Below are 13,605 nucleotides of genomic sequence, written 5' to 3' on the forward strand. Positions count from 1 at the left end.
TACGGAGGTAGTCCCCGTCATAAAGGCTTACTCACCGGGCTGCCAACCATTGACGATCGGATAGCGGCGGTCGCGACCAAAGCCCCGAGGCGTCACCCGGACACCAATGGGCGCCTGGCGGCGCTTATACTCGCAGCGGTCAACCAGCTTCACCACTTTATAGACGTCTTCAGCGTCAAAGCCACCAGCGATGATCGCTTCAGCGCTCATGTCGCCTTCGATATAGCTTAATAGGATAGCGTCGAGCACGTCGTAATCGGGTAAAGAGTCGCTATCCTGCTGATCCGGCGCCAGCTCCGCACTGGGTGGGCGCTCAATGACCCGCTCGGGGATCGCAGGTGATTGCGTATTGCGCCAGCGAGCCAAGCGATACACCCAGGTTTTATACACGTCTTTGATGGCATTAAAACCGCCCACCATATCGCCATACAGCGTGGCGTAGCCCACCGCCATTTCGCTCTTGTTACCAGTCGTCAGTACCATCAAGCCTTTTTTATTGGAGATCGCCATCAGCAGTACGCCGCGACAGCGGGACTGTAGGTTCTCTTCGGTGGTATCTCGCTCAGTTCCCGCGAAGCTCTCTGCCAGCGTGCCCATAAAGGCTTCTACCATGGGCTCGATCGGCATGATCTCATAGTGGACGCCGAGCATTTTGGCCTGTTCTGCAGCATCCTGCTTGGAGATATCCGCGGTGTAGTGGTACGGCATCATCACCGCCTGCACCCGTTGAGGGCCCAGTGCGTCAACCGCAATCGCCAGCGAAAGCGCTGAGTCGATACCGCCGGAAAGCCCCAACACCACGCCCTCAAAACCGCTCTTGTTGACGTAATCGCGCACCCCGGTAACTAACGCACAGTAAAGGCTCTCTTCCGGTTCTACCTCGGGGTCAACCTCTCCGGCTTGGGGTTCCCAGACCGTCGCGCTGGTTTGCAAAAACTGAACTGGCATCAGGCCCGCCTGCCAATACGGTGCCAGCACCTGCAGCTCACCGCTGGCGTTAACACAGCAAGAGCCGCCATCAAAGACCAGTTCATCTTGGCCACCGATGGTGTTCACATACACAATTGGAAGCTGCGTATCCTGGGCGTGTTTCTCCAACAGGCGCAACCGTTCCGCGGGCTTGTCCTGGTGATAAGGAGAGGCGTGCAAGGAAACCAGCACCTCAGCGCCCGCTTGCGCGGCGGCCTTAACCGGCACGCCATCCCATAGGTCTTCGCAGATCACGATGCCCAGTTTGGCGCCTTTATGCTCATACACCAGCGTTTCAGTGCCGGGCGTGAAATAGCGCTGCTCATCGAACACTTGGTAGTTAGGCAGCGCCTGCTTGGCGTACTCAGCTTCCCACTGGCCGTTGTAAAGTAGGCCCGCCAAGTTGTAACAGCGACCTTCCCGCACGCCGGGATAGCCAATGATCACCAACACATCACTGGCGACCTTCGATGCCATTAGCGCGCGAGCTTCACGCAGGCGGGTTTCCATTGAGGGGCGCAGCAGCAGGTCTTCCGGTGGGTAGCCTGACAAAAAAAGCTCTGGAAAGACAACAATATCCGCCCCATGCTCAATCCGCGCTTCGCGCACTGCTTCAATCGCGCGTGCGGCATTGCCGGGAATATCCCCGACCAGAGGATCGAGTTGGGCCATTACCAGCGTTAAGTCTTGCATGGGCGTCAAAATCTCTTGAGAATCTTTAAAATAGGGTTACACCAACATAGTCGTATTGTCCCGCAAGGGCCGCCAACTGGCAAAGGCTGCGGGTCTATCCTAACGCCTTGTGCCTAGATTCCCACTTTGGGAGACACAAAAGGATGAACCTCTTGATCATTCGGCTGATTATCTTCGCCGTTATATTCTATGCCGGTTTAAAGCTATACGGCATATACCGGCAACGTAAGCTTGAGCATGAAGCGCAGCATAAAAAAGTCAACCGCCACGAGGGTGGCAAAATGGTGCGCTGCCGCTGGTGTGAGGTCCACGTTCCTGAAGACGAAGCACTGCGTGACCAGGAGCAGTGGTTCTGCTCCAGCGCCCATCGCGACCGCTACCTGCAGGAGCAGCAGGATAAAGACGGCACACCTTAAGCCTGTATTAGCCGCTCTGGCGTAAGTTGGTAAGGCGCGGGGTCAATTAGTGGCTCGCGCCCCAGCAGTTGATCCACCAGTAAATGGGTCGAAGCAGGCGCCAGCACCAAGCCGTTGCGATAGTGCCCGGCATTGACGAAGACGTTACTCCATTCAGGCAGCGCGCCGATAAAGGGAATGCCCGTTGGGGATCCAGGCCGCAGGCCGGCCCACTGGTGCGCTACCGGGTACGTTGCCAAAGCGGGCAGAATAGCTTCAGCACTCTGTTTTAGCGACGCCAATGCCGCCTCATCGGTGCGCTTGTCAAAACCCACCTCTTCCAGCGTAGAACCGACCAATAGCAAGCCATCTGCACGCGGAATAATATAGCGTCCATCTTTTAACACCACGCGCTGCACCAACCCTTTGGGTGCTTGGTAAGCGATCATCTGACCTTTAACGGGTCTTACCGGCAACTGCACATTCAACTGCGACAAGAGCTGCGCAGCCCAAGCGCCGCCGCAAACAATAATGCGTTCAGCCGTTATCGGCCCCTGAGACGTCACCACGCCTTCAACGATGCCCTCTACTTTGCCACCCTGTTGAATAAAACCGCTGACCTCGCACTGCTCTTTCAGCGTTACCTGGGGCATCGCCGCTAACCGCGCCTTCAACGCCTTGGCTAAACGCGGATTGCGCACACTGCCCAGCGTCGGCATCCATAGCGCGCTATCGTCAGCCATTGCCACACCAGGTTCTTTAGCGTGAACAAAGTCTGCCCCTACCCGCTCTAGCGGTTTCCCCAGCTGGCGTGCCCATTGCAGCGCTTGGTCGGCATCGTCCACATTTAGGTAGAGCAGCCCTTTTTGACGATATTCGGGGTCAATACCGGTCTCTTCCAATAAGCGCAGGGCCAAAGAGGGGTAAACGCCTTCCGACCAGCGGGAAAGTTGCGATACCGCAGAGTCGTAGCGCCAGGGATAGAGCGGCGAAACGATACCACCGCCCGCCCAGGATGCCTCTTTACCGCACTCACCACGATCAACCAGTGTGACCTGGTGACCGGCATCGGCTAACTGCAGCGCTGTCATCATACCGATCACGCCGCCGCCAATAATTAAGAAATCGCTCACAAAATTGTCCGTTTTGGCTTACATAAAAAAAGCGTAGCGCCGCCTAGGATGACCTATTAACGACGATATGTTCGCTACTGGTAAAGGAGAGTGAGCATAGCGCGGGCGATAACAAGGTCAAGTGAGGAGAGGCGATGAGCAGTTTTTACGTCAAGACGCACACCACACCTGAAAGCGGGTTTACACTGCTCGAGCTACTGATCACCCTGCTGTTGGTTGGAATCATCGCCGCCTGGGGGCTACCCAATTTTCAAGCATTGGGGGAGCGTACCGCACAGACTAGCGAGGTCAATCGATTCCAGAGTGCGTTTTCGTTCGCGCGTAATACAGCGATTAGCCAACGCCGCCAGCTGACGCTTTGCCCAGCCTCGCAGAACCGTGAGGCTTGCGCTAATGACTGGGGTGGAGAGCTTATGATTGTGTGGGGCAATAAAACCGATAGCATCACTGAAGAAGACATTTTGCGCATTGTGCCCGCGCAACAAGGCACACAAGTGACCTACAACCGGGGCTGGTCGCGTATCCGTTACAGCCCGCTGGGCTATACCAGCGGTTATAACGGCAGTTTTGCTATTTGCTCAACCAGCGGCGCCGTGGGCTCTAAGGGTAAAAAGCTGGTACTTAGCCAATTAGGGCGGCTAAGGATTGATGAAGCGCCTATCGACTGTTAATCATTAGGCGCTTCAACTCATTCACGGCGTTGTGACAATGGTTTTAAGCAATACCGTCTAAATAGCGCTCGGCATCCAGCGCTGCCATGCAGCCGCTGCCAGCTGAAGTGATTGCTTGACGATAAATGTGATCCATCACGTCGCCGCAGGCAAATACGCCCGGTACGCTAGTCGCGGTTGCATTCCCTTCAAGGCCTGAATGCACTTTGATATAGCCGCCGTTCATGTCCAGCTGGCCTTCAAAGATCCCTGTGTTGGGGCTATGGCCAATGGCAATAAACAGTCCAGGCGCATGAATCTCTTTGCTTGAACCATCTTTAGTGGATTTAACCCGAACGCCTGTAACACCGGAGTTATCGCCGAGCACTTCTTCGACTTCCTGGAACCACTCAAGAACGATTTTGCCCGCCTCAGCTTTCTCGAAAAGCTTATCTTGGAGGATTTTTTCCGCCCGCAGTGTGTCACGGCGGTGTACCAGGGTCACTTTGGAAGCGATGTTAGAGAGATAGAGCGCCTCTTCCACGGCGGTATTGCCGCCGCCAACCACAATGACTTCCTGATTGCGGTAGAAAAACCCGTCGCAGGTAGCGCAGGCCGACACCCCTTGGCCCATAAACTGCTGCTCAGTGGGCAGACCCAGGTAACGGGCACTCGCGCCGGTGGCCACGATCAACGCATCGCAAGTATAAATACCGCTATCGCCTTTTAAGGTAAACGGTTTTTCGCTTAAGCTAACCTCATTGATGTGATCAAACAGCACCTCTGTATTGAAACGTTCGGCGTGCTGCTTCATGCGCTCCATCAACTCCGGCCCCTGTACGCCTTGAGCGTCGCCGGGCCAGTTATCCACATCGGTTGTGGTGGTCAGTTGGCCACCCGCCTGAATACCGGTAATTAGCAGCGGCTTCAGGTTGGCCCGAGCAGCATAGACGGCAGCCGTATAGCCTGCGGGACCGGATCCAAGAATAATCAAACGCTCATGACGAGTTTCCATGACACCACCTTGTAAATATCTGACTGATAGCTTTGTCGCTAGCTGTATTAATAGCTTTGAAAAAATTAGCCACAGAGTCTGCCTGAAATGGTGCCAAGTACAAGCTATTGCAAGGTTTCATCTACGCTATTAGGCGAAGAAACCTTGAAAGCCTCTGTGCAAAGACCCATGTGTTATTACTAAATCAACGCCATACTGGGGGGAAATCTATACTAAAGAAAGATCGTGACCGTCATGCTGAGCGCTGCGCTCAGCAACCAGAGGAGAGAGATATGAGCAAGATACCCGATACGCTAAACACCCTAGAGGTTGGTAGTAAAACCTATCACTACTACAGCCTGCCCCACGCGGCCGAGACCCTGGGCAGCATTGACCGGCTACCCAAGACGCTCAAGATTCTACTCGAAAACCAGCTGCGCTTCGCCGACGACGAAAGCGTAGATCAGGAAGATATGCAGGCCCTGGTCGACTGGCAGGCCGAGGGCAAATCCAGCCGCGAAATCGGCTACCGCCCGGCGCGGGTACTCATGCAGGACTTTACCGGCGTGCCCGGTGTGGTGGATTTAGCCTCCATGCGCGCCGCAGTAGAAAAGCTGGGCGAAGACCCGGCGAAGATCAACCCGCTTTCCCCCGTCGATCTCGTTATCGACCACTCGGTAATGGTCGATAAGTTCGGCAACCCGGCTGCATTTCAAGAGAACGTCGATATCGAAATGCAGCGCAACCGCGAGCGCTATGAGTTTCTGCGCTGGGGCCAGCAGGCGTTTGATAACTTTAGCGTCGTTCCCCCCGGTACCGGTATTTGTCACCAGGTCAACCTGGAGTACCTAGGCAGAACGGTATGGACGAAGGACGAAGACGGCAAGACCTTTGCCTACCCCGACACCCTCGTGGGCACTGACTCTCACACCACCATGATCAACGGCCTGGGCGTGCTTGGCTGGGGCGTGGGCGGTATTGAAGCCGAAGCGGCCATGCTCGGTCAGCCGGTGTCGATGCTGATCCCCGAAGTGATTGGCTTTAAATTAACCGGCAAGCTACGCGAAGGTATTACCGCCACTGACCTGGTACTCACCGTTACCGAGATGCTGCGTAAAAAAGGCGTGGTGGGTAAATTTGTCGAGTTCTACGGCGATGGTTTGAAAGACCTGCCGCTGGCGGATCGTGCCACGATCGCCAATATGGCCCCCGAGTATGGTGCTACCTGTGGTTTCTTCCCAGTGGATGAAGAAACCCTGAACTATATGCGCCTGACGGGGCGTGAAGATGAGCAAGTCGCCCTGGTGGAAGCCTATAGCAAGGCCCAAGGGCTGTGGCGTGAACCTAATGACGAGCCGATCTTCACCGACGCCCTAGCACTGGACATGACCGAGGTAGAGGCCAGCCTGGCCGGCCCCAAACGTCCTCAGGATCGCGTGGCGCTGAAAGACATGGCGGCGGCCTTTGACAAGTTCATGCAGGAAGACGTCAACGCGGATGCCAACGCAAAGGGGGAACTCTCTTCTGAAGGCGGCCAAACCGCCGTGGGGGTGAGGCGCAGCTTCGAGCATGACACCAGCCAGGCCGTTACGCTTGATGACCATGATTTCAGCCTTGACCCCGGGGCGGTGGTGATTGCGGCGATTACCTCGTGCACCAACACCTCCAACCCCAGCGTGATGATGGCCGCTGGGCTGCTGGCACGTAAAGCGCGTGAAAAGGGGTTAACCACGAAGCCCTGGGTGAAAACCTCCTTAGCACCAGGTTCCAAAGTGGTCACCGATTATCTGGAAGCCGCTGAATTAAACGATGACTTGGATGCACTGGGCTTCAACCTCGTCGGCTACGGCTGCACCACCTGTATCGGTAACTCCGGCCCGCTGCCTGATGAGATCGAAAAAGCGATCAACAGCGGCGATCTTGCCGTGGCCTCGGTGCTCTCCGGTAACCGTAACTTTGAGGGCCGTGTACACCCGTTGGTCAAAACCAACTGGCTGGCCTCGCCGCCCCTGGTGGTGGCTTACGCCCTGGCGGGTAATGTCCAGCTTGACCTTACCCAGGCGCCGTTGGGCAAAGATAGCAACGGCGACCCGGTCTACCTCAAAGATATCTGGCCCAGTCAGGCCGAGATTGCCAGCGCCGTCGAGCAGGTCAACACCGCCATGTTCCGTAAAGAATACGGCGCGGTGTTTGAGGGTGACGATGTCTGGAAAGCCATCGACGTGTCAGAAAGCAAGGTCTATCAGTGGCCTGAATCCACCTACATTCAGCACCCGCCCTTCTTTGAAGGCATGGGCCGCGAGCCGGATGCCATCGAAGATGTGCACAGTGCCCGCGTGCTTGCCATGCTGGGTGATTCGGTGACCACCGACCATATCTCCCCTGCCGGTGCCATCAAGCCTGACAGCCCCGCCGGGCGCTATCTGCAAGAACACGGCGTCAGGCCGGTCGACTTCAACTCCTACGGCTCACGCCGGGGTAACCATGAAGTCATGATGCGCGGCACCTTCGCCAACGTGCGGATCAAAAACGAGATGCTCGACGGTGTGGTCGGCGGTGAAACACGCCACGTACCCAGCGGCGAGCAGATGGCCATTTACGATGCGGCCATGAAGTACAAAGAGGAAGGCAAACCGCTCGTCGTGATCGCCGGTAAAGAGTACGGCACCGGCTCCTCACGGGATTGGGCGGCCAAAGGCACCCGGTTGCTGGGCGTTCGCGCGGTGATTGCTGAATCCTTCGAGCGTATTCACCGCTCTAACCTGATCGGCATGGGCGTTGTACCGCTGCAGTTTGCCGAAGGCGAAAGCCGTAAAACGCTGGGATTAACCGGCGATGAAGAGATTTCGATTGCCGGCTTAAGCGACCTGACGCCAGGTGGCACGGTCAACATCGTGATCAAAAATGCCGACGGGGAACGTAGCGTTGATGCCAAGTGCCGAATTGATACGGTAAACGAGCTGGCTTACTACCGCCACGGTGGTATCCTTCACTACGTGTTGCGCAAGATGATCGGCGCAGCCTAAAGGGTAAAACCTACCAATGCTTGCATGCCCCCACCTCGGTGGGGGCTTTTTTTTAGCCAAACGTTTAAAAAGCGCGGCGGCGATAGGTGCGATAATCTGGCGACCAGGACGCCTTTTCAATCAGTTCCCGTAGCGTCGTACCACTGGTTTTCAGTGCCACGCCATTCTGCTGTGCCTGGGCAGCCACTTCAAAAGCAATCGACTTGCTGATATCGCGAATACGCGATAGCGGCGGCAGCAAAGCACCCTTGCCCTCTTTAACCAGCGGCGCTTCACGGGCCAGCGCCCGCGAGGCGCTCATCAGCATCTCGTCGGTGACTCGATTGGCACTGGCAGCAATCACGCCCAACCCAATGCCTGGGAAGATATAGGCATTGTTGCACTGGGCAATCGGATAAGTACGGCCGTTGTAAACCACCGGCGCAAAGGGGCTACCGGTGGCTACCAAGGCTTGGCCGTCGGTCCAGCGAATAACATCCTCTGGCACGGCCTCTGCCTGGGAAGTAGGGTTAGACAGCGGCATGATGACCGGGTGCTCACAACCCGCGTGCATGGTGCGCACCACCTGCTCGGTGAAGATACCGCGCTGGCCGCAGACACCGATCAGCACTGTTGGTTTGATCTGAGCAATCGTCTCTTCCAGACCCTGGCCATTCCACTCGGCGACTAGCGAAGGGTCGTGGGCTAACCGGCGCTGGAAGTCGCGCTGCCACTCTTGATCGCTGGTCATCAAGCCGTCGCGATCGACAATGTAAATACGCGACCGTGCTTCGCTTTCGGTCAAGCCCTCCGCTTCCATCGCTACGACCACCTGCTCGGCGATTCCACACCCCGCGGAACCGCCACCTACAAACACCACACGCTGCTGGGCAATGGTCTCTTCCCGGGCCTGACAAGCCGCCATTAGCGTACCCACCACCACAGAGGCAGTCCCCTGCACATCGTCGTTGAAGCAGCAAAGCTCGTTGCGATAGCGCTCTAGCAGCGGCACCGCATTGGCCTGGGCAAAGTCCTCAAACTGCAGCAGCACGTTCGGCCAGCGGCGCTTCACAGCAGCGATAAATTCTGCCATGAAAGCATCGTACTCTTCCTGCCCTACCCGCTCGTGGCGCCAGCCCATGTACATGGGATCATCCAGCAGCGCTTTGTTGTTAGTGCCCACATCAATCATGATCGGCAGCGTGTAGGCGGGGCTAATACCGCCACAGGCGGTATACAACGCCAGTTTACCAATCGGGATACCCATGCCCCCGATGCCCTGGTCGCCGAGGCCTAGAATGCGCTCACCATCGGTCACTACGATCACTTTGACATTATCTTTGGTGGCGCTGCGCAGGATATCATCCATATGTTCGCGGTCAGGATAGCTAATAAACAGGCCGCGGTGGTTACGGTAAATGTTGGAAAATTCCTGACACGCCTGCCCTACCGTGGGGGTGTAAATAATCGGCAGCATCTCTTCAAGATGCTGGGAAACCATACGGAAATAGAGTGTTTCGTTGTCGTCTTGAATGGCGCGCAGGTGGATGTGCTTTTCGAGGTCGCTATGGCATTGTTGGTACTGGCGGTAGACCCGCTCTAGCTGATCCTCAATAGTTTCTACCTTCTGCGGCAGCAAACCAATCAGGTTAAACGCCAAGCGCTCCTGCTGAGTAAACGCGCTGCCTTTGTTCAATAGCGGCATTTCGAGCAAAGAAGGACCGGCGTAAGGAAGGTATAGGGGGCGTCTACTCTCGGTAGTCATAAGCACTCTCTTTTTTATGTCAATCACTGCTGCAATGCAGCAACATCGGGCGTTTGCGGCGTTTGAGCGTAATGTAACATGCTCCTGCGACAAAGGTGGAAGAGAGCGACCATGTTGATAAAAAAACGCCTCGGTTTAGGAAGCCTAAACCGAGGCGTGATGGCGCGATTAACTAGTGATCTAACGATGCCCTAGCAAGTTTTAGCGGTGGGTTTGCGCCCCTCCACGCCAGCGAAGAAGAACGGCCGCAGCTTAACGCCAAACATGTTGCCCGCAAACGCCGCTACCAGCCATACCCAACCGTGAAGGCTGCCAGAGGCAATGCCGCTGAAGTAAGCACCAATATTGCAACCAAACGCCAAACGCGCGCCATAACCTAGCAAGATGCCGCCGATGACCGCGGCCAAGATAGATTTCAACGGGATTCTGAAGTTAGGTGCAAAGCGACCCGCCAAGCTGGCGGCAGCCAGCGCGCCCAGCATAATACCGACATTCATTACCGTAGTGATGTCGCTCCATACGCTGGCTTTAAGGGCCGCTGCGTTGCCAGGGGACTGCCAATAGCCCCACTGGCTGACATCGCCGCCCACCAGTTCAAAGCCTTTAGCACCCCACAGCGCAAACGCAGAGGTAATTCCCCAAGGGCGGCCTGCCAGTGCCAAGGTGGCAAAGTTGAGCAGCGCCAACGCCACCGCGCCCGCCACTAACGGCCAAGGCCCAGTCAACCAACGCTCATAGCCATGCTTATCGACCATGGGCGCCTGTTCTAACTGACCATGACGACGCTTCTCCATCACCCAGGTAAACGCCGCAATAGCCGCAAACAGCACCAGGCTAATGGCGATCCCCCCACTGACCCCGGCAACGTTAACCAGCGATACCGGTTGAAAGGTCGGTAAGCTCTGCCACCAGGCAAAATGCGCCGAGCCAATCACCGAGCCGACAATAAAGAACACCAGAGTGATCAGCATGCGCGCGTTACCACCGCCTGCGGTAAACAGCGTGCCAGAGGCACAGCCGCCGCCTAACTGCATGCCCACACCGAACAGGAACGCCCCTACCAACACAGAAATACCAATGGGCGCCACAAAGCCCGACACCTCGTTGCCAAACAGGGAACCCGCCCCCAAGGCAGGGAAAAACAGCACCACAGCAATCGCCAGCATCATCATCTGGGCACGCAGGCCACGCCCGCGCCGCTCAGTAATAAATACCCGCCACGCTGAGGTAAAACCAAAGGCAGCGTGATACAGCACCATGCCAAATAGCCCGCCGACAATCATCAACAGGCCAATGTTGGCGTCAAAGACAACCCCAATAAGCAACGCACCCAGCACAATCGCCGCTGTGGCTATCAGCGGCACGCGATAGCTCTGCGGCGCAGCAACCGTCGTTGTAGACATACATTCACCTTTTGCAGCACCAAAAGCGCCTGTTAACAAACAGGCGCTTTTGGTAGACATGGACAATAGTTATAAGCCTAACGATAGCTGTAGAGCGCGGGAAATTCTTTATTTAAAGGTAGTTATATCTTTGGGGAATATATGGATGATGGAGCAACGCACCAGTCTAGCGCAAGAATCACCCTGCTATAGCAACCTAAAAGAATGCAGTACTTTGAATATTGTGGCGCTCTGTTCCTCCCACGACGCAGTAAAGGTGTTTATCATTATTCTATAGTGCCCATTAGGAGCGGCTAAAGAAGCAACGAGGGTAGATGTTTCTTGATCGCCATCTACAATGTTTACGACTTGATAAAGACACTCGATGTCTTTTACTCCGCAATTGGCCGAGGTCGATACAAAAATATCGCCCGGCACATGATATTGGAAACTGCTTTCAAGCAATAAACCGTACTCTTCTAAGGTAAGAGAGGCATCATTCTGATCGAAACCAATGAACATTTCTAACTCACCTGTTTCACTCTTTGTTCTTAAAATATAGTCTTTCCCGCTGGGCGCATAAATGGCCCAGGTAAGTGGAACGGATATAGCGAACTCGCCATTGGTAATTTTTTTTGTTGCGTCGCTACTGATCACTTCAGAGTTATTGGCATCCTCTGTGGAAGCGATGGCTTTTTCTTTACCAACAGGAAGGTCTTTAACTTGAAATAAAATAACAACAAGCACGGCGATATTATATGCTTTGAGGAAACGCCTAACGTTTCTACCAGATTTGGGTAGGCAGAAAGGAAGCGCCATCAATGATGGGATTAAAATAGCCGTTAAGATAATATCTACAATCAATCCCTCGTAGCTAACATAACCATTAGGAGTCGCGAGTGTAAAGACCGCACAAGTAAGAAACAGCAAGATGGCAATAAGTAGTCGCATATTTTGTCCTTGGTGTAAGACAGAGCTTAGTCGTAGCCTAATTGTCTTCTTGATTGCAGATAATAAGTGAACTAATTACGAGCTAGCCACCTGCTAAAAGCCCTAGTGATTCGACGTAAATGAGAGTAAGCGTAAACTGGGCATTCGGTTCCCCTTGGCGGGCGGCAAGATCAAACCAGCGAATGGCGTCGCTCCGGCTCTCGGGAATGCTTTCGCCGCGAAGGTACATACTGCCTAAATTGTATTGGGCCATAGCATTGCCCTGAATGGCCGCTTGTTGATACCACTGCAGGGCGAGTACACGGTTAATAGGCACGCCTTCACCAAACTGGTACATAGCGCCTAGCATGGTTTGAGCATCAGTATCTCCCTGTTCGGCGGCAAGACGGTACCAGTGCGCCGCTTCATGATCGTCTCGTTCAACGCCTGGGTTGTAACGGTACATAGCCCCCAGGTTGAATTGAGCCATGACGTCACCCTGCTCTGCGGCGCGACGGTACCACATCATCGCTTTTTCTGGGTTTGGGGGAATACCTGCACCAAAATCATACATATAGCCTAATTCAAACTGTGCATCAGCATCGCCCTGCTCGGCGGCCAGCCGAAACCAGTCTGCCGCTGCTCGCGCGTCTTGCTCAACGCCTTCTCCGTCTCGGTACATGATGCCCGTGTTGAACTGGGCAGAAATATGGCCTTGCTCAGCAGCCTGGCGATACCAACCCAACGCCTTGCGGCTATTTTGAGCAACGCCCAGGCCGGTATCGTACCGGTAGCCCACTCTAAACTGCGCATCGGCATCCCCTTGTTCTGCGGCCCGGCGATACCACTCAGTCGCGGTATCCTCATTCTGGGTAACGCCCTCGCCATTGGCATACATATACCCCAGTTGGTTTTGAGCGCCCATATGGCCGTTCTCAGCCGCAAGATTAAATAGCCTTAAGGCATCACTCATGCTTTGAGTAACGCCTTCGCCCCGATAGTAAAGCCAGGCTAAGTTATTATAGGCATCAACCACTTCTTGGTCGGCGGCTAACTGAAACCACTCGATGGCTTTACTAAAATCCTGTACTACGCCTTCGCCATCGCGATACATAACACCTAAGTTATACTGTGCATCGGGAACACCCTGTTCAGCGGCGAGAAAATATAGCTCGGCCGCGTCACTAGAGCTTTGAGGGAGCCCAATGCCTAAGTAATACATCCCTGCCAGCATAAATTGGGCGTCAGGATGCCCCTGTTTTGTCGCGAGTCTAAGCCACGTGATGGCTTTGTTAGTATTTTTGGATACGCCATCGCCGTGACGATACATAGCACCAAGCTGATACTGTGACTCCGAATCACCTTGCTTAGCGCGTGCGACAAGCTGATCAAAACCTGCATTAACTTGATCGTCAGTATAAGCGCTAAGCGCTTCATTCATCGGCTGGGCTAATGCGGGTGAGGAGCATAAGAAAAGGGTGAGACTCAGAAGTGATATAGCAATAAGGTGAGGCATGGCATGCAATCCCTGCACTGATCTTAATTCTACTTATCTTCTCAGACTATTTGTTGGATTTCTATACAAACCACTCATTTTCTTGATCTCATGACTCCCACAAGGGCCTGAGTAACAAGGATCAAGAAATAAACAGAGGCGCTAACCGCCTTTGTAACAGCCTCGTGGTCAGC

General features: G+C 54.8%; 10 protein-coding genes. 3 read left to right on the forward strand and 7 right to left on the reverse strand.

Annotated elements, in window-relative coordinates; genetic code table 11:
- Positions 1–27 precede the first annotated feature (27 nt).
- Positions 28–1,662 (reverse strand): NAD+ synthase, encoded by a 1,635-nt coding sequence (locus RO22_RS20195; RefSeq protein ID WP_027956891.1) that lies wholly within the window; start codon positions 1,660–1,662, stop codon positions 28–30.
- Positions 1,663–1,805: 143 nt separating this feature from the next.
- On the opposite strand from RO22_RS20195, the gene RO22_RS20200 reads away from it, so the two are divergent.
- Positions 1,806–2,078: a PP0621 family protein gene (locus RO22_RS20200; protein ID WP_022522015.1), complete on the forward strand. Its 273-nt coding sequence runs from the start codon at positions 1,806–1,808 to the stop codon at positions 2,076–2,078.
- Here the strand turns inward: RO22_RS20200 and thiO are convergent.
- Entirely contained in the window at positions 2,075–3,190 is a 1,116-nt protein-coding gene (gene thiO, locus RO22_RS20205) for a glycine oxidase ThiO (protein WP_041159234.1), read from the reverse strand. The two genes, RO22_RS20200 and thiO, sit on opposite strands and share 4 nt — an antisense overlap.
- Before the next feature lie 134 nt (positions 3,191–3,324).
- On the opposite strand from thiO, the gene RO22_RS20210 reads away from it, so the two are divergent.
- Positions 3,325–3,861, forward strand: coding sequence for a GspH/FimT family pseudopilin (locus RO22_RS20210; protein ID WP_022522013.1), 537 nt, complete (start codon positions 3,325–3,327; stop codon positions 3,859–3,861).
- Between the two features lie 43 nt (positions 3,862–3,904).
- Here RO22_RS20210 and trxB read toward each other — a convergent pair whose 3' ends face one another.
- A complete protein-coding gene (trxB, locus tag RO22_RS20215; protein WP_022522012.1) occupies positions 3,905–4,855 on the reverse strand; it encodes a thioredoxin-disulfide reductase in 951 nt (316 codons plus the stop codon).
- A gap of 272 nt (positions 4,856–5,127) precedes the next feature.
- Between trxB and acnA the strand changes: the two genes are divergently transcribed.
- A complete protein-coding gene (acnA, locus tag RO22_RS20220) occupies positions 5,128–7,860 on the forward strand; it encodes an aconitate hydratase AcnA (RefSeq protein WP_041159235.1) in 2,733 nt (910 codons plus the stop codon).
- A 64-nt stretch (positions 7,861–7,924) separates the two neighbouring features.
- Here acnA and RO22_RS20225 read toward each other — a convergent pair whose 3' ends face one another.
- The 4 genes from RO22_RS20225 to RO22_RS20240 all read right to left on the reverse strand — a co-directional run bounded on the left by RO22_RS20225 (position 7,925) and on the right by RO22_RS20240 (position 13,432).
- The gene (locus RO22_RS20225; protein ID WP_039859571.1) at positions 7,925–9,604 is read right to left on the reverse strand and encodes an NAD-dependent malic enzyme; all 1,680 of its coding nucleotides are present in this window, start codon (positions 9,602–9,604) and stop codon (positions 7,925–7,927) included.
- Positions 9,605–9,795: 191 nt separating this feature from the next.
- Positions 9,796–11,007, reverse strand: a complete 1,212-nt coding sequence (locus RO22_RS20230; protein WP_041159236.1) for a YeeE/YedE family protein — start codon at positions 11,005–11,007, stop codon at positions 9,796–9,798.
- A gap of 186 nt (positions 11,008–11,193) precedes the next feature.
- A complete protein-coding gene (locus tag RO22_RS20235) occupies positions 11,194–11,937 on the reverse strand; it encodes a hypothetical protein (RefSeq protein ID WP_027956896.1) in 744 nt (247 codons plus the stop codon).
- Between the two features lie 82 nt (positions 11,938–12,019).
- Positions 12,020–13,432: a tetratricopeptide repeat protein gene (locus RO22_RS20240; protein ID WP_051430511.1), complete on the reverse strand. Its 1,413-nt coding sequence runs from the start codon at positions 13,430–13,432 to the stop codon at positions 12,020–12,022.
- Positions 13,433–13,605: the final 173 nt, after the last annotated feature.

This window comes from Halomonas sp. KHS3 (assembly GCF_000830495.1).
In the GTDB taxonomy this organism is placed as follows: domain Bacteria; phylum Pseudomonadota; class Gammaproteobacteria; order Pseudomonadales; family Halomonadaceae; genus Vreelandella; species Vreelandella titanicae.

Excerpts from the sequence above, each read along its gene's own strand:
- RO22_RS20230 (WP_041159236.1), bottom strand. The coding sequence starts at position 11,007 with ATGTCTACAACGACGGTTGCTGCGCCGCAGAGCTATCGCGTGCCGCTG.
- RO22_RS20225 (WP_039859571.1), bottom strand. The coding sequence starts at position 9,604 with ATGACTACCGAGAGTAGACGCCCCCTATACCTTCCTTACGCCGGTCCT.
- RO22_RS20210 (WP_022522013.1), top strand. The coding sequence starts at position 3,325 with ATGAGCAGTTTTTACGTCAAGACGCACACCACACCTGAAAGCGGGTTT.
- acnA (WP_041159235.1), top strand. The coding sequence starts at position 5,128 with ATGAGCAAGATACCCGATACGCTAAACACCCTAGAGGTTGGTAGTAAA.
- RO22_RS20195 (WP_027956891.1), bottom strand. The coding sequence starts at position 1,662 with ATGCAAGACTTAACGCTGGTAATGGCCCAACTCGATCCTCTGGTCGGG.
- RO22_RS20235 (WP_027956896.1), bottom strand. The coding sequence starts at position 11,937 with ATGCGACTACTTATTGCCATCTTGCTGTTTCTTACTTGTGCGGTCTTT.
- trxB (WP_022522012.1), bottom strand. The coding sequence starts at position 4,855 with ATGGAAACTCGTCATGAGCGTTTGATTATTCTTGGATCCGGTCCCGCA.
- RO22_RS20240 (WP_051430511.1), bottom strand. The coding sequence starts at position 13,432 with ATGCCTCACCTTATTGCTATATCACTTCTGAGTCTCACCCTTTTCTTA.
- RO22_RS20200 (WP_022522015.1), top strand. The coding sequence starts at position 1,806 with ATGAACCTCTTGATCATTCGGCTGATTATCTTCGCCGTTATATTCTAT.